The 26,649-nt window shown below is 25.7% G+C and carries 29 protein-coding genes and 2 pseudogenes; 9 read left to right on the top strand and 22 right to left on the bottom strand.

The genetic code is table 11. The features are described 5' to 3' along the window. The first annotated feature begins 129 nt into the window (after nucleotides 1-129). Nucleotides 130-831, top strand: coding sequence for a LytR/AlgR family response regulator transcription factor (locus tag ACRCYC_RS09010; protein ID WP_438618785.1), 702 nt, complete (start codon nucleotides 130-132; stop codon nucleotides 829-831). 8 nt (nucleotides 832-839) lie between these two features. Continuing rightward, on the top strand, nucleotides 840-2,111 hold the full coding sequence (locus tag ACRCYC_RS09015; RefSeq protein ID WP_438618786.1) for a sensor histidine kinase: 1,272 nt from the start codon (nucleotides 840-842) through the stop codon (nucleotides 2,109-2,111). A 182-nt stretch (nucleotides 2,112-2,293) separates the two neighbouring features. Here the strand turns inward: ACRCYC_RS09015 and ACRCYC_RS09020 are convergent, their stop codons facing one another. From ACRCYC_RS09020 to ACRCYC_RS09030, 3 genes are all read right to left on the bottom strand, one after another. Beyond that, nucleotides 2,294-2,791: an HdeD family acid-resistance protein gene (locus ACRCYC_RS09020; RefSeq protein ID WP_438618787.1), complete on the bottom strand. Its 498-nt coding sequence runs from the start codon at nucleotides 2,789-2,791 to the stop codon at nucleotides 2,294-2,296. A 138-nt stretch (nucleotides 2,792-2,929) separates the two neighbouring features. Continuing rightward, nucleotides 2,930-3,316, bottom strand: a complete 387-nt coding sequence (locus ACRCYC_RS09025; RefSeq protein WP_438618789.1) for a CGGC domain-containing protein — start codon at nucleotides 3,314-3,316, stop codon at nucleotides 2,930-2,932. A 40-nt stretch (nucleotides 3,317-3,356) separates the two neighbouring features. Then, on the bottom strand, nucleotides 3,357-5,690 hold the full coding sequence (locus ACRCYC_RS09030; protein ID WP_438618791.1) for a UvrD-helicase domain-containing protein: 2,334 nt from the start codon (nucleotides 5,688-5,690) through the stop codon (nucleotides 3,357-3,359). 374 nt (nucleotides 5,691-6,064) lie between these two features. On the opposite strand from ACRCYC_RS09030, the gene ACRCYC_RS09035 reads away from it, so the two are divergent. Continuing rightward, nucleotides 6,065-6,649 carry a sugar O-acetyltransferase gene (locus ACRCYC_RS09035; RefSeq protein WP_438618792.1) on the top strand — a complete coding sequence of 195 codons (585 nt, stop codon included), beginning with the start codon at nucleotides 6,065-6,067 and terminating at the stop codon, nucleotides 6,647-6,649. Nucleotides 6,650-6,799: 150 nt separating this feature from the next. Here ACRCYC_RS09035 and ACRCYC_RS09040 read toward each other — a convergent pair whose 3' ends face one another. Further along, entirely contained in the window at nucleotides 6,800-7,117 is a 318-nt protein-coding gene (locus ACRCYC_RS09040) for a hypothetical protein (protein ID WP_438618793.1), read from the bottom strand. A gap of 136 nt (nucleotides 7,118-7,253) precedes the next feature. Between ACRCYC_RS09040 and ACRCYC_RS09045 the strand changes: the two are divergent. Both ACRCYC_RS09045 and ACRCYC_RS09050 read left to right on the top strand, forming a co-directional pair. Continuing rightward, nucleotides 7,254-7,424, top strand: a pseudogene (locus tag ACRCYC_RS09045) (IS1595 family transposase); the annotation flags it as partial. Between the two features lie 75 nt (nucleotides 7,425-7,499). Beyond that, on the top strand, nucleotides 7,500-7,820 hold the full coding sequence (locus tag ACRCYC_RS09050) for a hypothetical protein (protein ID WP_438618794.1): 321 nt from the start codon (nucleotides 7,500-7,502) through the stop codon (nucleotides 7,818-7,820). Nucleotides 7,821-8,038: 218 nt separating this feature from the next. Here ACRCYC_RS09050 and ACRCYC_RS09055 read toward each other — a convergent pair whose 3' ends face one another. The 3 genes from ACRCYC_RS09055 to ACRCYC_RS09065 all read right to left on the bottom strand — a co-directional run bounded on the left by ACRCYC_RS09055 (nucleotide 8,039) and on the right by ACRCYC_RS09065 (nucleotide 9,658). Then, on the bottom strand, nucleotides 8,039-8,896 hold the full coding sequence (locus tag ACRCYC_RS09055; protein WP_438618795.1) for a GNAT family N-acetyltransferase: 858 nt from the start codon (nucleotides 8,894-8,896) through the stop codon (nucleotides 8,039-8,041). A gap of 177 nt (nucleotides 8,897-9,073) precedes the next feature. After that, complete coding sequence (locus ACRCYC_RS09060) at nucleotides 9,074-9,394, bottom strand: hypothetical protein (protein ID WP_438618796.1); 321 nt, start codon at nucleotides 9,392-9,394, stop codon at nucleotides 9,074-9,076. 51 nt (nucleotides 9,395-9,445) lie between these two features. Further along, nucleotides 9,446-9,658 carry a hypothetical protein gene (locus ACRCYC_RS09065; RefSeq protein ID WP_438618797.1) on the bottom strand — a complete coding sequence of 71 codons (213 nt, stop codon included), beginning with the start codon at nucleotides 9,656-9,658 and terminating at the stop codon, nucleotides 9,446-9,448. Between the two features lie 187 nt (nucleotides 9,659-9,845). Between ACRCYC_RS09065 and ACRCYC_RS09070 the strand changes: the two genes are divergently transcribed. Beyond that, nucleotides 9,846-10,199, top strand: coding sequence for a hypothetical protein (locus tag ACRCYC_RS09070; protein WP_438618798.1), 354 nt, complete (start codon nucleotides 9,846-9,848; stop codon nucleotides 10,197-10,199). A gap of 111 nt (nucleotides 10,200-10,310) precedes the next feature. Here ACRCYC_RS09070 and ACRCYC_RS09075 read toward each other — a convergent pair whose 3' ends face one another. From ACRCYC_RS09075 to ACRCYC_RS09100, 6 genes and pseudogenes are all read right to left on the bottom strand, one after another. Beyond that, a complete protein-coding gene (locus ACRCYC_RS09075) occupies nucleotides 10,311-10,514 on the bottom strand; it encodes a hypothetical protein (RefSeq protein ID WP_438618799.1) in 204 nt (67 codons plus the stop codon). Nucleotides 10,515-10,530: 16 nt separating this feature from the next. Continuing rightward, nucleotides 10,531-10,671, bottom strand: a pseudogene (locus ACRCYC_RS09080) (IS1595 family transposase); the annotation flags it as partial. Nucleotides 10,672-10,747: 76 nt separating this feature from the next. Then, nucleotides 10,748-11,023 carry a hypothetical protein gene (locus ACRCYC_RS09085; protein WP_438618800.1) on the bottom strand — a complete coding sequence of 92 codons (276 nt, stop codon included), beginning with the start codon at nucleotides 11,021-11,023 and terminating at the stop codon, nucleotides 10,748-10,750. A gap of 285 nt (nucleotides 11,024-11,308) precedes the next feature. Beyond that, nucleotides 11,309-12,076: a DUF3298 and DUF4163 domain-containing protein gene (locus ACRCYC_RS09090; protein ID WP_438618801.1), complete on the bottom strand. Its 768-nt coding sequence runs from the start codon at nucleotides 12,074-12,076 to the stop codon at nucleotides 11,309-11,311. 63 nt (nucleotides 12,077-12,139) lie between these two features. Then, nucleotides 12,140-12,790, bottom strand: coding sequence for a lysostaphin resistance A-like protein (locus ACRCYC_RS09095; RefSeq protein ID WP_438618802.1), 651 nt, complete (start codon nucleotides 12,788-12,790; stop codon nucleotides 12,140-12,142). A 25-nt stretch (nucleotides 12,791-12,815) separates the two neighbouring features. Then, nucleotides 12,816-13,958, bottom strand: coding sequence for a site-2 protease family protein (locus ACRCYC_RS09100; RefSeq protein ID WP_438618803.1), 1,143 nt, complete (start codon nucleotides 13,956-13,958; stop codon nucleotides 12,816-12,818). Nucleotides 13,959-14,284: 326 nt separating this feature from the next. Here ACRCYC_RS09100 and ACRCYC_RS09105 point away from each other — a divergent pair, with 326 nt between their 5' ends. Continuing rightward, entirely contained in the window at nucleotides 14,285-14,632 is a 348-nt protein-coding gene (locus tag ACRCYC_RS09105) for a DUF4234 domain-containing protein (RefSeq protein WP_438618804.1), read from the top strand. A gap of 96 nt (nucleotides 14,633-14,728) precedes the next feature. Next, on the top strand, nucleotides 14,729-15,127 hold the full coding sequence (locus tag ACRCYC_RS09110) for a DUF2752 domain-containing protein (RefSeq protein WP_438618805.1): 399 nt from the start codon (nucleotides 14,729-14,731) through the stop codon (nucleotides 15,125-15,127). Nucleotides 15,128-15,193: 66 nt separating this feature from the next. Here the strand turns inward: ACRCYC_RS09110 and ACRCYC_RS09115 are convergent, their stop codons facing one another. Continuing rightward, the gene (locus ACRCYC_RS09115; RefSeq protein ID WP_438618806.1) at nucleotides 15,194-16,516 is read right to left on the bottom strand and encodes a S41 family peptidase; all 1,323 of its coding nucleotides are present in this window, start codon (nucleotides 16,514-16,516) and stop codon (nucleotides 15,194-15,196) included. A 231-nt stretch (nucleotides 16,517-16,747) separates the two neighbouring features. Between ACRCYC_RS09115 and ACRCYC_RS09120 the strand changes: the two genes are divergently transcribed. Further along, nucleotides 16,748-17,638 (top strand): TraB/GumN family protein, encoded by an 891-nt coding sequence (locus ACRCYC_RS09120; protein WP_438618807.1) that lies wholly within the window; start codon nucleotides 16,748-16,750, stop codon nucleotides 17,636-17,638. 79 nt (nucleotides 17,639-17,717) lie between these two features. Here the strand turns inward: ACRCYC_RS09120 and ACRCYC_RS09125 are convergent, their stop codons facing one another. From ACRCYC_RS09125 to ACRCYC_RS09160, 8 genes are all read right to left on the bottom strand, one after another. After that, a complete protein-coding gene (locus ACRCYC_RS09125) occupies nucleotides 17,718-18,113 on the bottom strand; it encodes a hypothetical protein (protein WP_438618808.1) in 396 nt (131 codons plus the stop codon). Nucleotides 18,114-18,154: 41 nt separating this feature from the next. Then, complete coding sequence (locus ACRCYC_RS09130) at nucleotides 18,155-18,670, bottom strand: ClbS/DfsB family four-helix bundle protein (protein ID WP_438618809.1); 516 nt, start codon at nucleotides 18,668-18,670, stop codon at nucleotides 18,155-18,157. 342 nt (nucleotides 18,671-19,012) lie between these two features. After that, nucleotides 19,013-21,625 carry an ABC transporter permease gene (locus tag ACRCYC_RS09135; RefSeq protein WP_438618810.1) on the bottom strand — a complete coding sequence of 871 codons (2,613 nt, stop codon included), beginning with the start codon at nucleotides 21,623-21,625 and terminating at the stop codon, nucleotides 19,013-19,015. Next, nucleotides 21,626-22,303, bottom strand: a complete 678-nt coding sequence (locus ACRCYC_RS09140; RefSeq protein WP_438618811.1) for an ABC transporter ATP-binding protein — start codon at nucleotides 22,301-22,303, stop codon at nucleotides 21,626-21,628. A 108-nt stretch (nucleotides 22,304-22,411) separates the two neighbouring features. Next, a complete protein-coding gene (locus ACRCYC_RS09145; protein ID WP_438618817.1) occupies nucleotides 22,412-23,662 on the bottom strand; it encodes a sensor histidine kinase in 1,251 nt (416 codons plus the stop codon). Further along, on the bottom strand, nucleotides 23,640-24,341 hold the full coding sequence (locus tag ACRCYC_RS09150; RefSeq protein WP_438618812.1) for a response regulator transcription factor: 702 nt from the start codon (nucleotides 24,339-24,341) through the stop codon (nucleotides 23,640-23,642). The genes ACRCYC_RS09145 and ACRCYC_RS09150 overlap by 23 nt, the downstream gene beginning before the upstream one ends. A gap of 175 nt (nucleotides 24,342-24,516) precedes the next feature. Beyond that, nucleotides 24,517-25,746, bottom strand: coding sequence for a ChaN family lipoprotein (locus tag ACRCYC_RS09155; RefSeq protein ID WP_438618814.1), 1,230 nt, complete (start codon nucleotides 25,744-25,746; stop codon nucleotides 24,517-24,519). Between the two features lie 237 nt (nucleotides 25,747-25,983). Continuing rightward, nucleotides 25,984-26,424 (bottom strand): GNAT family N-acetyltransferase, encoded by a 441-nt coding sequence (locus tag ACRCYC_RS09160; protein ID WP_438618815.1) that lies wholly within the window; start codon nucleotides 26,422-26,424, stop codon nucleotides 25,984-25,986. Between the last annotated feature and the right edge of the window lie 225 nt (nucleotides 26,425-26,649).

Raw genomic sequence — 26,649 nt, forward strand, 5'->3', positions numbered from 1 at the left:
CTCCTAATATTTTATAATTTAATTGTATATTTTTAGGGCACAATTAAAAACTGTACCAAATGTAATCTTTTGCAGTGATATTGTAATTTTTGGTATGCTATAATAAAAAAATAGGGGGGGATAATTTTTATGCTTAAAATTGCAATATGTGATGATGAAAAATCTCAAATTAATTTACTAAAAAACATATTATCAATACATTTAGATTTGAAGGGGTTAGATTATAGAATCTATGAATTTGATTGTGGGGAAAGTCTTGTTGATTCAATTACTAAAGAAAATTATGATATTATATTTTCAGATATAGAAATGAAAGTCCTAAATGGAATAGATACTGCTAAAAACATTAGATTACATAACAAAAAATCTGTAATTATATTTGTTACATCCTATCCTGATTTTGTTTTCCAGGGATATGAAGTTAAGGCATTTAACTATATATTAAAGCCTTATACATCAGAAAAAATTGGTCAAGTTTTAGACTCAGCACTTGAAGAATTAAATGAAATTCAAGATAAGTTTTATGTTGTAGAATCCAAATCTAAAACTGAAAAGATAAATTTAAGTAATACCTATTATTTTACTAGCGATAAACGTAAAATAAATGCAGTTACCTTTACAGAAACAATAGATTTTTATGATAAACTAGATAACCTTGAAAAAAATCTACCTTCGTTTTTCGTAAGAATTCATCAACGTTATCTTGTTAATATCAACCATGTATCTTCAGTAGAATCTAGTAGTTTAGTTATAAATAAAGAAGTCTTACCTATAAGTCGTGGTAGGTATAATTCATTTATGATTGAGTTTGCAAAAACAATGTTAAGGTAGGTGCTTTTATGTATGATATAATTTACAATCTTACAACTGTAATACTTTATACAGTAACAAGTTACTATTTTTATAAGGTTATAGCAAATTTCACATCAGTTAAAGATAATAAATATGCTAAATTTACTTCTATACTTGGACTTTTTCTTGTTCCAAATGTAATTATATATACTTCAGATATTGTTAATGTTTTCTATACTATGATTGGTTTTATTTTAATAATGGTTGTTTTTTATAAATCTAGCTATATTAAAAATATTTCTGCTGTAATGATTTTTTATCCTGTTGTAGTATCTATAAATTTAATGGCTAATGACTTTTGTGCTAAAGTTTATTTTTATTTAGGTGAAACTTTATGGATAAATTATTTCGCTCAAACACTAGAAATGTGTATTATTTCATTCTCTTGGTTTTTAATTTATCATTTTTCTAAAGACAAGCTAAGTAATATAGGCAGATATGTTGATATAAAAACATGGATTATGATAGATATTATATGCTTGGCACCTTTTATTTCTATAATATCAACAACTATAAATACACCTATAGGAAAAGAATATCAGGCATATCCTATAGCAATTGCATGTATAGTTACTAGCTTGAGTATGATATTTCTTATTGAATACATAGTTAAAAGCGTTAAAAATCGTCTTGAAAATCAAAACCTAAAACTTGAATATAGCTACTATAGAGAACTTGAAGAAAATCAAAAAAATGTAAGAAAGCTAAATCACGATATGAATAATCACTTATCTGTAATATATTCTTTTTTAGAGTATGATAATTTAGAAGGTGCAAAAGAATATTTTAATGAGCTCTCAGATAAATTTAATGTAAGTAATAGGGTCTTTTGTAAAAACAGTATCGTAAATGCAGTTATAAATTCAAAGTATAATTTAGCAATTAAAAATCAAATTGATTGTTTCTTTAATATTGATATAGATGAGATTCTTCCTTTAGAAGATATTGACCTTTGTTCTATTTTTTCAAATACACTTGATAATGCAATTGAGGCTTCTTTGAAATTAGATGATATTTCTAAAAGAAAAATATCTTTAAAAGCTCGCTGTGATAAAGGTTATTTTAGCTTCTCTATCTGTAATAATTACAATGGTATTATCAAATTTAATAAGGGAAAATATAGCTCTACTAAGTTAGATTCAAGTATGCATGGTTATGGTCTTGAAAACGTATCCGAAATTACAAATAAATATAGTGGAACTCTTGATATCAATTATTCTGAGTTTGAATTTAATATATTGGCAATTATAAAAATCTAAAAGCTCACTTTACAACTATATAAATAACAGAATATTAGAATTAAATGCTTTCTTGTTATTTATCAAGAATCACTTAAATGAAAATAAAGAATATAAACTAATAAACTACACTTCAAAATAATAAAAAAGAAATTTTATAAAATTAAATCTTTTAATTTCATAAAATTTCTTTTTATTAAAAATTACACTTGAAATCCTAAATATATTTCAAATATAGCAGAAACTATAAAGTATATACCTATGATATATGGTGATGCAAGTAAAGTTAATATAGGATTTGCTAAAATAAATAATCCTAATAAAACAAGTATTACATAATATAGAGTTCTAAGATTAAATCCAATCTCTTTTCTTTTAATAGAAACTATGAATAAGTAAATACCTCTTATTACTGCCCATATTCCATATAATAATATTAATGTTTCAGTTGTTGCTATAGGTGTTAACCAAACAATTAACCCAAATACTATGTTTATAATCCCACTAAATATGTAATATCCTTTATCCGTAGATTTAAAAGCTCTAACTATATCGAATATCCCTATTATAACCATTAAAATACCTGCTATAGTGGTAAAGTTAAAATATGATTCTATAGGATTTGTAAAAAATAAAATACCAATAATCCCAAATAGAATTCCTTCTAAAATTAATGTTTTTTCTAATCTTGATTCATTCATGATCCTCATCTCCTCATATAAATATATTCCCCAAAAATAATCAAATAAACATAAAAACATAATTTTTTTACTTTATAATCATTTAATTGTAAAATATAAAAGCAAAAAAACTGTTGATATATAAATCAACAGTTCTACTTACATTCCTAATTTAGGCACACCCATATAATTAATATTAACAGTATTATTCTTTTTTCCTTCTGCCGAACCATGTGTATATCCTACAACATCAAAATGTTTCGCAAACTTCTCAGCAAACTCCTCATAATGACTACATCTACCTCTTATACAAGTAGATAAATGAATCACCTCTACATCTGCCTTTTTAAGCTTTTCAATTTTCACATCTAAACTCTCAACAGGACTCTCATCACACCCATTACAAGTATTAAAAGCAACCAACTTACTTCCATCTTCCTTATATCTCTCAAAAGAATCTTCACTATCATTAAAAGTTCTCATACATCCATTAGCCGTACATCTTTTAGAAACATCTCCACACACATATATCGCAATTTTTTTCATTATTGTTCTCCTATAAATTTTAATAATTTCAATTATATCATTAATTTACAGCTAATTGCGATTTATAATTTCTAAATCCATACTCTTTTTCTAGCTCTAAAACAAACTTTGATTTATCAAACTCATTTACAAGTAAATACACATCATTTTTCGTTCTAGTAAGTGCTACATAAAACAATCGTCTTTCCTCTGCATACTCATAAAAGTTTTTATTACTTGTTAAAAGTTCATACATAAAATCATCTTCCATCTTACTTGGGAACCCTAGTTGTCCATTTCTAGTATTTATTACAATAACATTATCACACTCTAACCCCTTAGACTTATGTACTGTCATAAATCTAATATCTAAATCTTTCCTATCTTTAAATATTATTTTTTCCCCAACTTGTCTTAAAACATCTTCATCAACAAAATTCCTAATATCAAAATTGTACCTACCAATTAAAAGCACACTACTATCTTTATCCAAACTTATAAGCGTATCTAACAACACCTGTTTTAACGAATTATTATCAGTTCCATATTTTAAAAACAAAGCTGGTTTCCTACATTCTCTACCTTTTATATTCTTTCTTATTTGTTCCGGATTCTTTTGTATAAACTTACTACTAACATCTACTATACTTTGATTATATCTATAAGTTCTCTCAATTTTACTAATTTCACTATACCCAACATATTTTTCAAAATCAGTAAACAAGGATACCTCACTTCCCGTAAACTTGTATATACTTTGCCAATCGTCCCCTACACAAAATAGCTTAGCTTCATTTTGATTTCTTAATGCTTTTATTAACTCTAACCTATTTAAAGATATATCTTGATATTCATCTACAATTATATATTTATAATGTGAAATGTAATTTCCTCTTTTAACATATTTCAAAGCCATATTTATCATATCTGAAAAATCTATTTTATTATTATTTCTTAAAAGCTCTTCATATTTTCCTAATATTGGTATTAAAACTTCTACAAAAGCTGATTTTCTCTCTTTTTTATATTTATTGTTTTCATCCTTAGCTTTTTTACGAATAGTGGCTAACTCTAAGTTATTTGCCCTCATATAACTAATAAACCCACCAATTAGCTTGACTAGGGAATTTATTTCTTTTCTATTTTCTTTTTCAATTTGACTAAATACTTGTTTTTCATCTTTTAAATTAAACTTTACTCCCTGATTATGTAGTTTTACCTTTAACTTGCTTAATAGCTCTCCATTTCTTTGCTCATAAGAATAAGTTTCTATAAGTTTTGTATGTTTTTCTTTATGCAAAGCTCGTTTCCACTTAATACCTTCATTATATATTTCCTTTGCACTTTTCCCATTTTTACTTTCAAAAAACTTAGGAACATTTCCATTTTTATCTATACCAAAATGCTCTAAATATATATCATATTCTGGAAGATAAAAATCTGGTCTATATTTATCTTTTGTATATGGATATTGCTTTTCATATATATATTTAATATCATTCATATATAAGAAATTAGCTATATATACTTCTTCTAAACTTTTTAACTTCTCGCCCTTTATACTTTTAATATTTGAACTTTTTAAATACTGTGCATACTCATCTAAATTATCAAAGTCAAACTTACTTTTATATTCATGCATATATTGAGAATAAAAATTATTAAACAATGTTAAAAAATTATTATCCTTAAACATTTCCTTTAATATAGTTTGTATAGAATAATTTATACTTTCTTCTCTTATCTCTGGTATTTTACCATCTACAGCTTCAATTATTTTTAACCCAAGCTTATGAAAAGTCATTGCATCTACTTGGCAGTTAGAACTTTTTACTATTCTTTCATTCATTTCACTAGCTGATTTATTTGTAAAAGAAAGTACCAATATATCTTTCTCATCATAACCACAGTGCTTTATTAAATATTCAACCTTACCAACAATCACCGTAGTTTTCCCAGACCCTGCTCCTGCTACAACCAAATTATTTATCTCATCTTTAAGAATTATATCCCTTTGATTTTCATCTAGAACTTTTCCTTCTACATTATCTAGGAAACTTTTTAATTCTTCTTTTCTTTTATTTACAAATTTTTTATTAACACCATGTAATTTTTCTTCCGTATTACATTTATTTAAATTTATCAAATCATTTATTTTACCACTAATATTTCCCCTTACTATGAACTTATCCATAATTTTATCTATAAATGAAATGCTTTTTTTATAATCTATTAGCTTATCTATATTCTGTTTTGAATTTTCTTCTATCTTTTCCCTATCTCTTTTATCTAAATATTTGTTAGAACTCTTGATATGATTTACAATTTTATTGCTCTCATCTTCTATCCCCTTTACTTCTAACTGTATAATATCTAATTTTTCATGTCGCTTCATTTTGACTCCCCTTATTCACCCTTTATTTATCATTTAGACTATTAAAAAACACGATGTATAACTGTTCTACACTAATTATTATATCATAGCTAATTCCTTAAAAGATTCTTAAAGGATATGAGTATCCTAATTACCTAAAATAAAACGCAATATAGTTGAACTTGATTAAATATTTTCAATTGATAATTCTCATAAATTTAGTAATGAAAACAATATGCTGAGATATATAAGCAATTGTAATATAATTACATTATAATTGTTTAATTAGCAATTGTAATATAATTACATTATAATTGTTTAATTAGCAATTGTTATATAATGCTAAATAACGGTACTTTTGATTTTATAAAAATTAAATTCATGGAGGTAATCATATGACAGAAAGAGAAAAAATGTTAGCCGGTCAACTTTATGATTGTGGAGATAAGGAATTAATAACACAATGGCACAAAGCTAAAAACTTAATACGCAACTATAATAATACAGACTCTGAGAATTTAGATGAAAAAAATAAAATATTAACACAACTCTTAGGCGGTCGTGGAACAAATTTATGGATTACATCACCTTTTTTTGTAGACTATGGGAATAACATTTACTTTGGGAATAACTGTGAAGTAAATATGAATTGTACATTTTTAGATGATAATAAAATAGTAATTGGAAATAATGCACTTATTGCTCCTAATGTTCAAATATACACTGCATTTCATCCAACAAATGCAAAAGATAGATTTGGAAAAATAAAAAACGATGGATCATTTGAGTTTTGCAAAACTAAAACAGCTCCTGTTCATATCGGTGATAACGTTTGGATTGGTGGTGGGGCAATTATAATGCCTGGTGTTAACATTGGTGATAATGTGGTTATTGGAGCAGGTAGTGTTGTAATAAAAGACATCCCATCAAATAAAATAGCCTATGGAAATCCATGTAAAATTATTAGAGATAATATTTAATTTATAAGTCTATGTTAAATTTAGGCTATATTAGCCTGCTTAGTTATAAGTAAGTTATAAAAATAAACACACTTCAGTATGTTAAATATTCTGAGGTGTGTTTATTTATCTAATTAAAATTTATAGTCTACTATATTTATTATATAAAAACTATTTTTTATCTTCTATTTTTGCATATTTATAAATTTTATAGTATCCACCTAATTCCGTTGCAATGCAAATTAATATCATTGTAATTACAATTATGTTTTGGTAAGTATTTTGTAATGCATAATTAATGCCAGCAATTGCTATTAGACATATTCCTAATACCATTGTATGAGAACCCATAATATCAGAAACCTTGTCATTATCGTATTTCTTCAAATCTACCCATTGTACAACAGATCCCATTTTATATTTTCTAACCATTCCCCCTAATACAGCACCTAAAATACCTACGATTAAAGTTATTATACTAAACTCCATATATACCCCCCTTATTTTGAACATTAATTAAATTATATATAATATTCAATTCTCTTCCAATTACAAAATAGTTTCATTAATTCCAAGATAAATAATTATTGATATATTTGCCTAAGTATCAAATTTTCGTATCTATAGATTTAGTATTGTTACAAATAAGTATATCTCAAACTATATGCAATAGTTTAAGTAGTTTAAAATATTTGAAACAGATATAAATTCTATAAAGACTAAGAATTTTATAATTCAAATCAATATAGAATATTCTTATACTAAAATAAAAGATTTCAAATTAAGAACACCATAATTCATGTAATTTGCAATAAATATAGTAGATTGTGTATAATATATAAAATTAAACAATTAAAAGGGGAAAATTAATTTGAATAAAAAAATTATTATTGGGGGTTCTATATTAATTGTAATTGCTGTAACTTTAGGATCTATATCTTATTCTTCTAAAATATCAAATCCATTTATTGGACTAAAAGGCTTATTACAAATATCTATTGGTGGAGAAAAAATTTCAGATAACCCATTAAGATATATAAGCAAATCATATGAAGATTTTACAAGCTATATGGAAACAAAAGGTTATACTGTTGAACAAATGGGAAGAGGGTTTCAACTAAAAAAAGATAATGAAAGTGAACTATTAGTATCTGAAGGTTTTATGGGAATATATGAAATATTTAGTGAGTAAATAGTATTTAATTAAGTATACTATCAAAAACAGCGAGGGTAGGTATATGAGTTGCAGCGCCATTTACAATCATCATTTTATTGTATAAAGCAAAACTCATATCCCCCCCTCGAGATTCCCGATACACCTATATTACAACTTTAAAATTGTATTGCCTATACTTATCTTCATACATATCATTTATTTACTTAACAATATATTAAAATTATAAATTAAATTTATAATAATTTAAAAACCATTTCATATTGCTTTAGTATTTGTTTAAATCCTAAATTAAGTAGTAAATCCTTCATATGTATACACTGACTATCTACATTAACAATACTAATATTATCTGATTCTGTTCTTATTAATAAGTCTGCAAATATACTAGTTCCAATCCCTCTGCCTCTATATTTTTTATCCACTGCTATTTGTGGAATAACTCCTGTTTTTTTGTCTATGATTCCATATCCAACAATAATATCATTAATACTTACAATAGAATATATAAATGTATCTGATAAAGCATTAATTGAGTCAATTGAATTTTGCCATGACGGTTTGAAATCCCAAAATTTTGTTAATTCTATCCAATCACTATCATCAATTAAATCAATATGTTGGACTTTATGTTTTGGTGTATAAGTGAATAGTTTTTTATCTAAATTGAAACATTCAAACTCTCTTGAAACTTCAAATCCTTGTTTTTTATATAAATGAACCGCAGATGCATTTGATTGAATTACTTCAAGTAAACATTGTTCTACTTCCATTTCTTTCAACAATTGTACGGCATTTAGAAACATATTACTTGATATGCTCTTATTTCTATATTCCTTTATAACACCAGTTCCAGCATCATAAGCAGTTAATTTCCCATCCCATTGCCTAATTCCATTTAATAATAATCCAACTAACTTATCCTTATCAACTGCACATATTGAAGCTTTTTCAACATAACCTATTTTCTTAAGGTTTTGCTGGAGCTTTAAAATAGGTATATCTATTTTTACTTCATAATCTGAAAAAGCTTCTACAAATGTGTTGTGTAATTTATCAACACTTACATTTTCAAGTGTACTGTAATTAATCATTAATAATCTCCTCCAACTAATAAATTATTTTGCATTATATAACAATTGATAACTTTGGTTCTATCATTATTTTAGCTATTTATCTAATCCTAAATTATTACTTAAAAAAGTCATATCCTTTAGAAAACCTTCTTTCTTTTATGTTATCCTTAATTTCATCAAAACTAAAAAGAGAAGTTAAAACTCAAATAAAGCAAATAATGCTAATATAGATGTAACTCCTAATATTAATCTACTAGTATTGAATTTTTTTTCATATACAAATAAGTTTCCAATCAAGGCTATCATTAATATTATGTCTATGATTTTTTTAATAAGGTAGTTAGAAGGTAAACTTGTTAGAGATATAAATAACTCTCCCAAAGTTAACACCGTCAATATTATAAATACCCACTTTTTCTTTAATGCTTTTCCATCTTTATAAAATGATAATATAGCTGTAATAACTGAAAATACTATAAAGCAAATTGCCATTACCGTCATTAAAAATAATGCCATAAAAAAGTCCTCCATAAATTTAATATAATTGCATCTTAAAATTATAATCTTCTACCATTGCATATCTGTTAATAGCTCTATAGCATATATAATTATAGCAATTAGTAATAATATAGCACCTATTTTTCTGAAATTTTTCTCTGTCTTACTTAAATCTTCATACTTATTTTCTAGCCCCTCATCTTTAGCCGGAAAACTTAAAAACATTAATCCTCCCCCAACAAAAGTACTAACTTTTGCAACCGTTGTAATCAAAGCTTCCATATTCCATCCCCTTTAAATCTTGTAAATTTATCTATACTATTAGTGTATCTATTAAACTTAGCCATATCAACACTTCATCTATATTAATTTATATTTTAATTCTACATTGCGACTTAATTTTTAATGTCTTATACTTTATTATAAACTCTCCACACCTCCTCAAGTTTTTATAAGAGAAGGTTTAGCTATGTATTTTGATAAACAACTCTTTGGCATTAATAACTTAAACTGGGTTTCTTATTTCATCAATAACAATAAATATATAAATATATCTAGTTTAATTTTAAATGATGAGTTTTATAAAAACCCTTGGAATATAACTTATCCAATAGCAGGTGTATTCACCGATTATATTATATCTGTATATGGAATAGATAAATATTTAAAATTGTATAAACTTTTAGATGCTAATTTTGAGAATTGCTTTTATAAAGTATTTAAAATTAGTTTAGAAGAATTTGAAATTGATTTTATAAAATATATAAATAGTTTTAAAACTAATGAAGACTTATTTAAATTATTAGAAAAACTGACAAAATAAATTTAGACTATGTTTTAATATAGTGTTAAAATTATTCATAATTACAGAGGATATATTATATCTATCCTCTATTTTTACTATATATAATTTTTATAACTAAAAAATCACCGTCTATTTTATTTTTCTAATAAATATCGCTATGCCTTCTATCCAACTTATTTCGATTAATTTCCATCCATCTTTTCCAATAATGTTGAATTCATTTTCTAACCTAGGAATTCTAATATCATTAATATCTTTTCCTTTGCTAAAAAGACCTTCTTTTATAGCTACCCCCGATAATTTTAAAAATTTGTACTCGAATTGTTCCATCATAATACCTCCTTTTTTATCATGCATTAAGAATATAGTTCTTAGTTTTTACAGAATCTTTATCTATTTCATATATTCTTAACCACTTAACCCATTACCTATAGTTTGATATAAATTTCCTTGCAACAGCATTAAATCTGCCCAAAAATTTTTTAAAATTGATTTTAAATTCCAATGAATCCATAATGTTCCCCTACCAAATATGAATTTTTTAACTTTTTCACATACTTAGCATACTATAATTTCCAAAATACTAGTATATTAGGAAGAAAATTAAATATAAAAATTGCAATTAAAAACAAATAAATATTACTATCTCTCGTATAAGTAAATACTTGTGAGTATATTATAAAAAACAGTCCAATTATTACAAACCTTATTTTACTTATCTTGACCTTCAATTTATCATCTAAGCTATATTTTCTTAAATCTTTAGTAAACTCCATTGCAATTTTCCTAGGCATTAAAATAGACATTATAACCATAATAACTCCAAAACTAAACAGTCCCATATTTCACCACCTTTTGCTTTTATAATTAATCCTAAAATAAATATGGTGATGGTAGGTGTATTTCTCAAAATACCTACCATCACCATATTATAAATATAAATAAAATAATATACTACATATTCTCTAAATCTATCTCACTATCTATCAATAATTTCTCAAAAAATGACTCTAAGTATATAAAATTAGGTCTTAGCCCTCTATTTACATCAGAATAATTAGACAATACTAATGCATTTCTAAAATATAGAGAGTGAGCTTTAAAAAGATCATTATTAAACTTATTAATTAACGAAGATATTTATTTAACTTATCCCAACTAATTGTAAACATAGGGATTCCACTACTATATGGAGCAATTTCATAAAGAGAAAAATAAACAACAATCCCATCTTCACTTATATAAAAACTTTGATTATCACTTATCCCCTTAAATCCCATATCCCCAGTAAAGTAAATATTTTTATCCTCAGTATTATCTATATCATCTTTTATATAACCGTTCAAAACAGACTTATAATCTACACCATCTTTAAACATATCCTTTAACAAAATCTCTTTTCCAGTTGATAGATCGTAGTTAAAAGACTTTATATTAGTCATACCATGTGCCCCACCGGTAAACTCGTACATAGTAAAAGGTATACTCAAAATATTATCTTTGTTATAAGCAACCTTATATTCACTAAAAGCTTCATACTGATACTTCATATCCCCTTCTTTATAACCTTTTGCATACTCCTTTGAAGCAGATTTAATATCATTTCTAAACTTAAAAACTACATCCTCTATATCTTTATTAATTTGATTAATAACCTTATTATCAATACCTTTGTTTTTACTTTGCTCATTTGTTTTAAAAAAAGGGTACTTCAGCTCTGTTTTTAAAAATTCACTTTCTTCTTCTAATTTCTTTTCTTCTATAAGTAATTCATTACTTACACCCTTTTGCTTATCCTTAAAACTTATCACTTTACTATAATCTGCATATCCAAAAAACATAGTTAAACCGCATATTATTAAACTGGCACAAATTACTTTCAATGTATTTATCATCTTTGATGCTCCTTTTGTAAGTTTAATATTATTTTCTACTATTTTTGAATTTTTATTAACATCTTATAAAAATATGCTCGAGAAATCTAGAATTGCATGTATCATAATTGGTATTGTTAATGATTTGCTCTTTTTATATATATAAACATAAATCACCGCACCTAAAATTCCGCCACCCAGTTCTGATAATATAGCATTAACAGATTGAATAAAAGAATAATTGTTCATAATAATCGGCATGAAAGCATGCATAGCACCCCACATCATCCCACTAATTATAATAGCTGAGTATGTAGGCAGTTCTCTTTCTAATTCTGTGAATAAATACCCCCTAAAAATAAGTTCTTCAGTTAAAGATACAATAATTAAATAGAAAAAACATTTATATATACCTACTAATGAATAATCTCCCTTAATAAAAAACATTCCAAAATAGATGCATAACAATATAACAGCAAGTTTGCTACTATTTTTTGTCAGACCTATCCTACTTAATGGTCGCTTTTTTATCAAGGTCATAAATATAATAATAATCACCATAAGTGAACTTGATAAAAAGTCATCTAATAACTTTATAGAAATATTTGATTGATTGATACTGTTCAGCTTTATAAACATACCATCACTATAAAAGTATTTAGTTAGAAAAAAGAAATATACCATGTATATTCCTATAAAAAATATTGGATTTATAGCTTTCCTATTTACTCTCATTTATTACCCCCTATAATTTTAGATTTTATATCATAATATTTGAGCTATCAAAATTATTTTTAACATACTCAATTATTTCAAGTTCACTTTCAAGCTCTCCTTTATTAGGATATTTTTTCTTTACTACTTCAATTTTTTCTAATATTTTTTTAACTTTTTTCTTATCCTTTTCTATAATTAAAGCATAAGCATACATTAATCGAAGTTTATTTATCTGACATTTACTTGCTTTTACATAAGTTTTCAACTGTTTTGTATATAACTCATTTATTTTACTTTCATCTCTTTTTCCTACTATCTCATAAAAAATCAATTCACATTTTATTTCATTTTCATATAATTTACATATATTTATATCATCACTTAATAAAAACTCATAGCATAACTTTGCTTTATCAAATTCTAGATTATCGTGATAATAATTAGCTTCAATACATTTAATTCCAGTTATTAAAGGATTGCTAAAATCAGAACTTGAATCAATTTCAAACCAATTCAAAGGCATATCCTTTATTCTAATTCCCCTGCTATTAAGTCCATTTACCTTTAATTGCATATATAAACCATATTTATTAAGTTTATTTTTTATAATAGACATTGTATTATATCCATCATTTACAATCCCACTTATTTTCATAGGTATAGCATTGTTGATGACTATAACTAATCCGCTTGCCATCATAGCAATCAAAGCTTCATTAATATATTTATTTTTATCAAACTTCAAATATATAACAAAACATATAACCACTACTAAAAAATTCATTAATACGCCACCTAAATTATATAAAATATAATGGCATTTTTCATAATCTTCTTCCTTTGGCATCATAAGACACTGTCCCCCAGTCCCTTTGATGTTAAACTTCTTTATAGCAAACTTCCCATCTTCTTTTATCAAAGTTAAACTCCCAACACGAAATGATACAAAATCATAACCTGATAACAGCCCACCTACTAAATGCCCTGCTTCATGTAAAATAATTTGAACTGTAAATGCTATTATAAAAATAAACAAAAGTATAAATACACTAAAAACACTATCTTCTACCGATATATTTTCTACACTAATAAACCCAGCCATAGACCCAAATGCAAACATTAGAATAGTCGAAAATATATCCCCTATTCTATAATTTTTATTATTCTTATTCTTTTTTTTACCCATAATGCCTCCCTAATTTTATATATAGTAACATCTTATTTATTTGAATTTTCACACAAATAGCTCAAGTAAATTATATCATATATACCCTATTAATTTACATAATTACCCATTTAAACTATTATCCTATTATTATTAAATTTAAAAACCTACATCTATTAAAAATCATCTCTTTATACCTTTACTAAAATAAAAATAATAATTATACGCATACTTTTCCCATTTCTTGCATAAATTTTATATAAACTTCTTATTGCACTTTTATGGTAAATATAGTATATTTGTCTATGGCATTTTTATAATAAAACACAAAGGGGAATATTAAAAATATGAATAACACTATTGAAAACAAAAACCCAGTAATACAACTATTATTATCTATCTTTACATGCGGAATATGGAGTATAGTTTGGTTTTATAAAATACTAGAAGATACTTCTGCATTAGCACCAGAAGAAAATATAAATCCTGGTATATCTCTTTTATTAACTATAGTAACATGTGGTTTATATGGAATATATTTAAACTACAAGATAGCAAAAGTATTAGCTTCTGCTGGTGAAGAAAGAAATATTAAAATATCAGACAATTCTCTTTTATACGTAATACTTGCTATATTTGGATTTGGTATAGTTAACTATATCATAATGCAATCTGATATAAATAAATTTGCTTAATATAAAAATACTCTATTTTAAAATAGAGTATTTTTATATTATAATGATTAATTAATACAGTTATAATAAATAAAAAACAATCAAGGAAATTTAAATATGAAACTTAAAATTAAGAACTTATTTATCAAAATAATACTATTAGTATTTGGATTCTCTATTTTCCGTATTTTAGGTAGCGATACAAGATGTTTACTAAAAAATAAAATTGGAATCCCTTGTCCTGGATGTGGTATGACTAGAGCTTTAGAAAGTTTTCTACATGGAGATATAAAAAAAGCTTTTTATTATCATCCACTATTTATAATTCCGATTTTTATTGCAATAGTATTTTTATTTAGCAATAATACCTTTTTTTCAAAACTTATTAAAAACAAAAACATATGGATTTTCTTAGCCATACTTACATTACTTGTATACGTTATTCGCATGATTTTAATGTTTCCAGATACAGCACCTATGGATTATGTCCAACCTATATGGCTAAGTTTTTTCTAATCAATTTTAAAACTACACTTTCTTAATTTCCAAATAATTTAAAGAAAGTGTAGTATTTGAATCTAACTAATTATTAATAATATACTCATAACAATTATCTATTCCCTTTATATAATCATCATAATTTTGCTTTATCTCCACATCAGGCTTAACTCCACCTTTATATCCTGGCTTAAAGTTAATATAATCAGAAGCATGTCTAATAATTAGCTTTGAATTTTCAAGTTCTATAATGTCATTTCCAGGAAATGTATTAAATAAATTAACATTACCCCCTGTTTCCTCACCTACTATTGTAACATCTAAGTTATTTTTTAAATGCAATGCAGATATAGCACCCGCTGATAAAGTACTTTTACCTGTAATAACATATATTCTTAATTTTTCAAGATCAGTATATTGTTTCAGCTTCATTATCAAATCACTTGTTAACTCTACACTTCCACCTAAATTTTTTCTTAAATCTATAACAAATTTATTAAAATCATTACTATTTATACAATCTATTAACTCTTTTTCAAACTCATTAAAATTAGGGTATTTATTTCTCTCTTTTTCATTTAAAAACATTGCATTATTTGAAATACAAGAATTATATTGAAAATATAAAGTATTATCTTCTTCAATAGGTTTGAACCAGTACTCATCCCTTGCACCCTTTGGCTTTTCATCTGTTTTTAATGACTTGTTTTCTAGTGAAACTAATTTAATATCTTTAGTTATCTTTGGCTTTAATTTTAAAGTTACTTCTTCTTTATTATCATCTTCAAATACAAATGTAGCTTCTTCTTTATCAACTACATCTAAAAACCTTAAAATTTCATATATGCTAATGTATCTTATAGCTTGATATTTTGCCGATTGCTCATTGTCATAAGACACAACACTACATAATTTTTTTATTATTTCATCTGTACTAATATTATTGATTGAAATCAATTTACATCCTAAAAGTTCTTTGTAATCATCCAAACATGAAGTAACCCTTAATCCATCTTCAAACCAATCATATCTCAAGGGAAATGCTACTACATCTTCATAAGATATTGTATCTTTTCCTATAGGGCTCATTAAGCTATACATATCTATTCTTGTATGATCATCTTGTATTAATGAAATTATCTGTGAAATTCTCAACCCTATATCTATATCTGATAATTCACTTACATCTTCTTTTAGTTTACTTACACTTTGATCCCATTCTTCTTCTGATATATTTCTAAATAAATCTGGATGCCTCAATTTCATAGTAGTATCTAGATAATCTATATCCTCTATCCATTTTTCATTACTCAATCTCTTTATTCCAACAATGCTTGAACTACAGCCTACTAACATAGTTATTGACAGTGCTAAAAATATAGTTATTAATTGCCTTAGCTTCTTCAAATTCATACCTCCACCAAATTTTAAACATTACTTTCATAGATATTATTATATATAACTTGTTAGTATCCCTTTTTTTTGATATAAAATTAGATAAACTCTTAATATATGTAAAAATTTGTGAAATCAAAATTATTTTAAAATTACATATATTTCCATATGCATTGAATGATAATATGTAAATGTATACAATGTAGATATAAAATAAAAGGAAGGTTTTTTATAAAATTAACTATGAACCTAAAAAAATTAAAATTTATAATTATTCCTGTTATATTTATAGTCATTTTATTTGTTGCTATATCACCTTCAATTCATAAAAAACAAGAAGGTTACTATTGGCAAGCTAAAAAAAATAATACAACTATCTATTTAATAGGTACACTACATGTATATAATACTGATACAAATTTTTTAAATAATAATTTAAAATTTGTATTTGATAATACTGATGCATTGGCTTTAGAAATTAATTTATTCAGTGATGAAAAATTAATAAACACCTTTAATAAGTTAGATGAAGAGCTTACTTACTTAAATAAAGGAGAATTAAAAGACTCATTAAATGAAAAAGAAAAAATAAAACTAGATAGTATATTAGCTGAACTTGACTTAAAATATCAAGATGTTAAAAACTTAACACCTTATGGATTTAAGAATTTAGTAGATACTACTTTAGCTTACCAATCTGGATTTTCAAACATCGGACTAGACTCCAAACTAGCTAGTATGTATATGAAAGCTAAGAGAAATATAGTTTCACTGGAAACTCCTCAAACTCAATTGGATTTATTGAAATGCACAGATAAAGATTTGAAAAATTTAATAAATAATTTTGATGATGAAGGAAATACAACAAATGCTAATGAAGTTATAAAAAACTTTGATGAAGGAAATACAGATTCACTTGAGAATGAAGCAAAACGCTTGTATGAAAAAGATATAAATGCTTATAATAGCTTATTAAAAAATAGAAATATACAAATGACTAATAAAATATTAAAACTAGCAAATAGCAATAAAAGATATGCAATAGCTGTTGGAGCCATGCATTTCGCTGGAAAAGATGGCATTATAAAACAGTTAGAAAATAATGGATATACAGTAACTAAACTAAAAAAATAAATAATTCAAAGACTATGACTAGCCATATTTTTATACTACGCCTAATCATAGTCTTCTTTCACGTTTTGTATAATTCTATTTAAATTTGACCAGTAACATATCTTGATATATACTCAATACCTTTTTTATATTTCCCATCTTTTAAATGCACATCCTCACTAAATTTAACTACTAAAACATCTCCCATATATTCATTAAATTTATTATTTGTACTTTTAAATACTTTACTTCCCTTAGGTATTTTATAACCTTGAAAATCTTTTTTAAAATCCCATCTGTCTAATCTTTCATTTATTTCTCCCAACTCTTTTAAATCCGTATTTTTCCCTTCATAAACCTCAAACATAACTACATAATCTTTTTCATATCTGAATAAGCCCATATTTGGATGTTTATCTTTATAATTCTGATTATAAATAAATGCCCCCACTAATCCCATAACTAATAAAACAGCAATTATAAACTTTTTATTCATAATACTCCTCTCCCATTTTATCTATATCTAGCTTAATACCTCTATTGTAATTGTAATTTTTTCCACTTTCGTATTTTACTTCTAAAAGACTTAAATGGTGCAACCGTATTAATGTGAATCCATTTCCAAATCGGCCAATTAGAAGGAGTTGATGATGCCCACTTTCTTCCTCCTTGCTTAAATAATTCAATATCTGTGTAGCTGTTAATCAATTCAATAATTTCTTCTTGTTTCTTTATAAACATATTACGTAACTCTTTAAGAGTATATTTATCATACTCTTTATAAAAGCTTTCATATAAACCACCGAGCTTATTCCATTTATAATCTTTCGTTGGAGTTACAACTTTATATCCTTGCTGTTCTTGATTCTCCCAATCAAGTATAAGATTCATCCATCCCAACTGATAAGAAATCATTTGAGAGGGTGTTCTATCAACTCCCTCAATCAACCTATCTTTATCCTTTTCATCAACATCGTCAAATTCCTTAATAAATAATTTTCCACGATTATAAATCTCTAAAATTAATTCTTCTCTATTTTGATATTCTACCATCTTTAAACCCCTCATTTAAATTTATCCTATTATTTTATATTATCAAGTAGTTACTGAAATAACCATACCTAATTTCCCGCGCAAACTTCATAATTTTTTATTCTACGTTTAAGTACTTAGATTGATTTGGATTTTTTATTAATAATAAATATTGAATATAATCAGTAGTCGAGCCCCCTTCAATTACTTCTATATCTGATTTTAACGGCCATATAAACTCTTTTTCAAATGGTGAAAGCGCTATTATTTACTTTACTAACCCCCCCTCGTGTTCCACGTAATAAAAAAAATAGTAGCAACCAGGCTCTACTAACCTAAATTGCTACTGCTTTTAAATACTAACTATATACTCTCTTGCCTAATATTTTCTATTATATTTTCCTTATTTATCTTCCTCATAGGTATATAAGAAGCAATAAAAGTAATCACAAATATCCCTACAATAGATATTAAAACAGCATTCCAAGGAAGTACCATCCCCAACTGAATAACATCTCCCATAATTTTATTCATAACAACATCAATCAAAAGACCTATAGGAACTCCATAAGCTAAAGCCAAAGCTCCATATAACAAACTCTCAAGATATATCATCTTATTAAATCCTTGTTGAGTTACACCTATTGATTTAATTATGGCAAACTCTCTTTTTCTTAAATTTATATTCGTACTTATAGTATTTACAATATTTGTTATACTCACCAAAGATATAACTAATACAAAACCATACACAAATATTTTTATTGCCGTAGCAGACTGCTCCATTCTTAAAGCAGCATCTACTTCATCATATACATTATATCCATACTTTTCTCCAATTTTCTTTAAATCATTTCTAGTATCTTTGCTTTTATCCGAATTTATGTGTATATTGCCACTATTAATATCATAACCTAACTTTGACCCTACCTCATTATAAGTTATAAAATCAACGCCCATATAAGTAGATGTCTGATTTCCTGGAAGCAAATCCTCAGTAGTAGCTAAAACCTTTAATTTAATTGGCTCATTTACTTCCTTACCATTTTCATCCCTAGAAAACTTATAAGCATTTATCGTATCTCCTACCTTATAATTAATTAATGAAACATCATACTTTTTGCCAGGCTCACTATAATAACTTTTATTTCTAAGTATTATCCCATTTTCTTTTATAGCAGTTTTCTTATCGAAGCTACCATTTATTAATTTTAAATTATGTATATCTTTATCCCCTGTAAACTGGAAAGTATTTTGTTCAAAATTAAAATCATATATAGTTTCACCATCTTTATTCTTCTTAGAAAAATTCTTATCTATTAACTCCTGATACTCTTTATTTATATTACTTTCCTTAACATCAAAAGCTACCCCATATGCATTACTAACACTAATTTTTTTAATTCCCTTTACCTTATTTAAATCATCTATTATTTTATCTCCTTCTAAAAGTCCACCTTTCCACAATCTTACATCATAATTCACTTTTCCAACACTAGCCTCATTAGCTTTCATAAATAACTCTACAAAGCCACTAAAAGATATAAATATTACCACACTAACTATCAACGAAAACAAAGTTATTCTAAACTTCTTTTTATTTCTTCTTAAATTCTTATACGCCAAAACTCCTTCAGTTTTAAATAATAATCTAACTAACTTAGAATCTTTTACTTTTCCTAATTTAAGACTAGAACTATTTTTTATAGCTTCAAGAGGTGGAGTTTTTGCTGCATTAAGTGCTGGAAGTATTGCTGAAACTAATATTGTTAACAATACTATTAACGCACTTAATATAATTATATAAGGATTATACACTACCCTTAAATTAAGCTCTGCAATAATTGAACTACTAAACATAGATTTTATTAACTTAAATATCAAATCTATTGCAACAGTCCCAGTTATTAATCCTAAAGGTATTCCTATTACACTTACTACCATAGCTTCTATAAATACTATCTTCATAACCTGATATTTTGTTGCTCCTATAGAATTTAATATTCCAAACTGTTTTCTACGATCATTTATAGAAATGCTAAAAGCATTATATATTGTAGCTACTGTACATACAACCACTAAAGTAGTAACTATAAACATGGCTGCATTAACACTTCTATTTATATTAGCATAAGCACTTGCGCCTTCTAGCCTTAATAAGTGTTCATTAAATGATAAGTTTTCATAAGCTACACCATTTTTATTATTATAAATCATAGAATCGCTATCATCATCACTACTTGCTACTTTTAAACCTAAATTTTTAGATATAGCTGGTGCAATTTCATAAATTTCACTAGGCTCATTAGCACATATAGCAACATTTACTGTATCACCTTTAGATTGTTCTTTTATATCTAAATAAGTTATTCCACTTACAACATCATTATCAATATCATTTTCTAGCTTATTCATAACCCCAACAATTTTAAAATTTCCACTTTTCCCATCTACTATAGTTTCATTTTCTTCTACTATTGGTATTTCTATTTCTTTTCCATTTTTATCTACTCTTTTTCCAATGTTTAGGTTTATGCTATCCCCTACCTTTTTATCAATTAAAGGCATAGCTCTTTCACTTAATACAATTTCATTACTATTAGTTGGAAATTTACCTTCTTTTAACTTTATTTGATAGCCTTCAAAACCATTTTTATCAAAAGCTTTAACTTGAACTAAATTTCTTTTTTCATTACTTAGCTTTGAATAACCCAAATTGTCACTAATAGAACTTTTAGCTATTCCCGCACTCTTTGTTATTTTATCTACATCCTCTTTTTTTATATCATTAAAAGTTGCATGGAAAGCTCCTTTTCTATCTATAGTTTCTCTAATTTGATAATCCATAAAACTTTCAAATATATTTCCTATTCCGCAAATTAATGCAGTAGATAATATTACACCTATTATAGTAACTATTGTTCTTTTCTTATTTTCTTTTAAATATCTTAAAGTTAAAGAAGTGTATAAATTCATTTATATCACCTCGTCATCTTTAATCATTCCATCTTCAATAGTTATAACCCTATCAGCTTGAAGAGCAATATTCGTATCATGAGTTATCATTATTAAAGTTTGATTATATTTCTTTACCGATAACTTCAGTAACTCTAATACTTCCTTTGAATTTTTGCTATCTAAGTTTCCTGTTGGCTCATCTGCAAGAACTATAGATGGTCTATTTATAAGAGCTCTACCTATAGAAGTTCTTTGTTGTTGACCCCCACTTAACTCATTTGGAAGATGATTTTCTCTTTCTTTTAATCCTAAAGTTTTTAACAAATCATCTAGATATTCTTTATCTATTTTTCTATTATCAAGTTCTGCTGGTAATAATATATTCTCCTTTGCACTAAGCACAGGTATTAAATTATAAAACTGGTATATAAGTCCTACATTTCTTCTTCTAAATATAGATAAATCCTTTTCTTTTAAATTATATATATCTATATCATTTATAAATACCTTTCCACTAGTTGGTCTATCAACTCCACCTATCAGATGTAGCAAAGTACTTTTCCCACTACCACTTGGCCCTACTATTGCAACAAATTCACCTTTGTTTATCGATAAATTTATATTTTTCAAGGCATCTACCTTTGCCTCTCCCTTACCATAACTTTTAGTTAAATTTTCAACTTTTAAAATTTCCATATTACCCTCCATATATTCCTTTTTATAAAAGTTTAGCTTCATTTTTCTAGCTTATACTTTATAGTTTATAGACTGCTCATTACGCTCTGGTGAATTAAATATTACAGATTAGTCACTATAGGTTTTATGGAATATAATATGAAACTCTGCTCCCTTTCCTTTTTCACTTTTAACATACACATCCCCATTTTGGCTTTCTATTATAGACTTTGCCATAGCTAGTCCAATTCCCACACTATCTTCTTTTGAGCTACTTTTTCCTTTATAAAATCTTTTAAATATATGAGGTAAATCTTTTTTATCTATTCCTTCTCCACTATCTTTTATAATTATTTCGCAGTAAAGGGGATTTTCTTCATAGTTAATTTTTAAAGCTCCATCTTGAGGAGTATGCTCCACACAATTTTTAATTATATTAACTAAAGCTTCACTAGACCAATCTATATCCCCATCATAGGTAATACTATCATCACCAATTATGCTAAGGTCTATATTTTTAAGTTCAATTGGAATTAAACTTGGTTGAAGTGCTCTTCTTACTAATTCTTTTATGTTTACTTTTTCACACTTGAAATCAATAACCTTGGCTTCTACTTTAGAAAGTTTTAACATACTTTTTATTAGCCACTCCATCCTATTTAGTTGGGACTTTATTTTATCTAAAAATTCTATCTTAGTTTCTTTTGGTATATCCCCATACATTAAGTCGTTGAGTATTATTAATGAAGTCATAGGAGTTTTTAGTTGATGTGATATATCAGAAATAGTGTTATTTAAAAATACTTTTTCATCGTTTAATAATTCTACTTTTTCTTTAAGTATGTTAGTCATTTTCAAAAGTTCAGTTTTAAGAAGTCCTATTTGTCCTTCTTGATTTTTATTTTTCATTTCAAAATTTCTGCCTTCTGAACTGTTGTATACATAATTTGTCATATCTTTTATATCACTATATATTTTTTTAAAACAATACATAACCAAGATAAAAATCAAAATAAATATAATAGCTGTAAATAATACGTTTATGCTAAATAGTTCTTTTGTACTATCTTTTATAATTGGTTCATTTTTAAGACTTATATTTTCATCGTAGTTGTATTTACTTAATACTTTTTTTCCCAAGCTTATATTATCCTTTGAGTTTCCTTGAGTTATTATATCTACTATGTCATTTTCTGCATTAGGATTTTTAGAAACTATGGCCCCTACTATAGCTTGATTATTTTCTACTACTTTGTCCTTTATAATATTTACACTTATAAAGCTAATTCCTATTGATACCATTATAGTGATTATAAACAAGCCTATGTAGTTTCTTATAAAACTTTTTATATCAATATTAGATAGAAACATTTTTTTCACTTCCATCCCACTTATACCCAATCCCTCTTACTGTAAGTATGTATTTCGGGTCTGTTGAGTCATCTTCTATTTTTTCTCTAAGTCTTTTTATATAAACTGTAAGGGTATTATCGTTTACAAAGTCATAAGTAACGTCCCATAATTTTTCTAGAATTTTCGCTCTGCTTAAAACTATATTTTTGTTTTGTGTTAAGATTAATAGTAGCTTGTATTCAACAGAAGTTAAGAAAATTTCTTCTCCATTTTTATATACTCTAGCTTCTAGTGTGTGCATGCTTAAATCTCCAAATTTTATTACCTTTTTGTTTTCATTTCCATTACCTCTTCTTCTAAGTACTGCGTTTATTCTAGATATAAGTTCTCTAACTCTAAAAGGTTTTGTTATATAGTCGTCTGCCCCAATGTCTAGTCCTGTAACTATGTTTACTTCTTCATCACAAGCTGTTAAAAATATTATTGGTGTGTCTATTGTTTGTCTAATTTCTTTGCAAAATTCGTATCCATTTCCATCTGGTAGCATTACGTCTAATAAAATAATGTTGTACTCTTTGTTATTAATATTTTGTCTACCGCTTTCTAAGTTTTTGCATATATCAATGTTAAAACCTTCTTGCTCTAGGGCGTATTTTACTCCAAAGGCTATTGTGCTATCATCTTCTATCATAAGAATGTTTATCATGGTTTCCTCCAATTTTACTATTATATTCCTATAATTATTATACATTAGGTCGATCAATATAGGCATTTAAATAAAATGACTTATTAGTCACATTTGTTTGACTTGCTTAGCGAGTATATAGGTAAAAAATAAATAACTAAAGAATAGATAAATTTATAAAATCAAAAATTGTAATTTACATTACAATTTTTGATTTATCACTATTTCTTATTAAAATTAAATATTGAAAATAGTTTGTAATAGGATTATCTTTATAATCAGCTATATTTGATGAAAATGGATTAATAGTATTTTCGTTAAATGGTGATTTTCTATTATTTAATTTAAATATAGTAGCTTGCGACTTAGACTTTAAATAATCTTTAAATAAATCCTCATCTATATGCGAATTCCAATGACCGAATTTAGGTTCTTCAAAATAATAACCATAGTTTATTGATAATAACTTTCCTTTATATTTTTCATCTTTATTTAATAATGATGAAAAATAATCCATATCACATGCGTTAACATTACTATAAAAGCTATCTTGTAATACATGAAAACTTCCCCATTGCCCAAAATAAACTGCATTTTCAAGACTTGAATCTGTTACTTTAAAATTTTCATATATATATCTATCCCTTGAGGTATCATAATTTATATCACCCGTATATGACTTATTAAAATCTGTTAAATTTTTCATTGCAAGTTTAAATCCTTTAAACTCTTCATTAAATATATTTTTGTATTTTTCTTCATTACCCTCTATATCTCTATTAACTTTGTTTAAATTATCTAATATATTCTCATAACTAGTTCTTGAATTATAGTTAAATCTCTTCAATTCATCTATTAAAGACTTTAGTTCACTCGGAATATTTTCTTTCTCTTTTAAAATATCAATTAAGTAATCATATGTAGCCTTAGATTCAATATCAATACCTACCACCTTTATTTGTTTATCCTTGGGTAACGTTTGGTTAAATTTATAAACCTCTATATAATAATTGTATCTTTCTTCAGTATAATATTTTTGATTTTTGTAAATGTTAAAATAGTTTTTTAATATATCTTCATCGCCACTTTCTAGATATTTGTTTAAAAAATATGAATCAGCATATCCTACCTCTTCTAAGTAATAGCTGACTCCAATTTCTTTTTGAAGATATTTTAAAAGTTTTAAAGCTACTATATGATTTTTAGCTAAACCATGCATTTCACCTGAAAGAATTATTTTTTTGCCTTTTATATCTTTAGCCATTATTTCTAATCCTGAAAAGTCTTCTTCATCTTGCAAATTTAAATCTGAATAATTTCTTTTTAAATATTCATCTGTACTTTTATACGGCTTAATTGCAAAAATTAGCATTGATGCTATTAAAATTATTATTATTGCTATTAATAGTTTATATTTTTTCAACACTATTCTCCCTCCTTTTTATAGTATCAGCTATTTTATATTTAAATTCCTTTTAGCTGTATTAATACCTTTCTTTAAAATTATATTAAAAAAAGGTATTAATAATGATTTACTAAATTAATCTAATTTAACTAATAAAAAAATATTAAAACTAATTTTTAAAACACTAAAAAGAGAGCATTATTTTCAATGCTCTCTAATTTACTAATTATTTTTAATTACCAATAGAAAAGATTTTGTTTATATACAAAGTTCAAATATATGCTCATCATCTCTACAATAAGATTTATCTTCCTCAATTTTTACAAACCCATATTTTTCATATAGTCCTTTTTCCCCACTTACAAGATACACTTTTTCAAACTCTAATGTTTTTGCATACTCCAATGCTTTATTTATTAATTTTTCACTTAGTCTATGCCCACGATATTTTTCATCCACAAACATATATCCAATATATGGAGTATACGCTAATTCTGGTATACAATCGGTTTTAGTAAGTGTACAATACCCACAAATTTTTTCCCCATCAGTTGCTATAATTACGCTTTCCCAGTCAGTAAATATTCTTTCTTTCATTTTTCTCGCAAGAGATGCCCCAGCACGCCATGAACAGTTACTTGCGTAATCAATAACTGAGTTCCATAATTCATCTCCATATTTTATTATTTTAATCTCCAACTCAAATCCCCCTTAAGATTTTACAACACAATATATGTTAATTCTCTATTTAATTATATCATAGTAGATATTGTTACATTTATCCACTTAAATAAATTCAATTAAAAGGTTTTTAAGTATTATCTTCTCCCTAAGTATAATCTATCTTTTTTCATTTTTATTAAGAGAATGTACATTGTAAATACTTAGTAAAACAGAAAAAATTAATATAATTAATTTTGATAT

Source organism: Paraclostridium sp., assembly GCF_051657365.1.
GTDB lineage: Bacteria > Bacillota > Clostridia > Peptostreptococcales > Peptostreptococcaceae > Paraclostridium.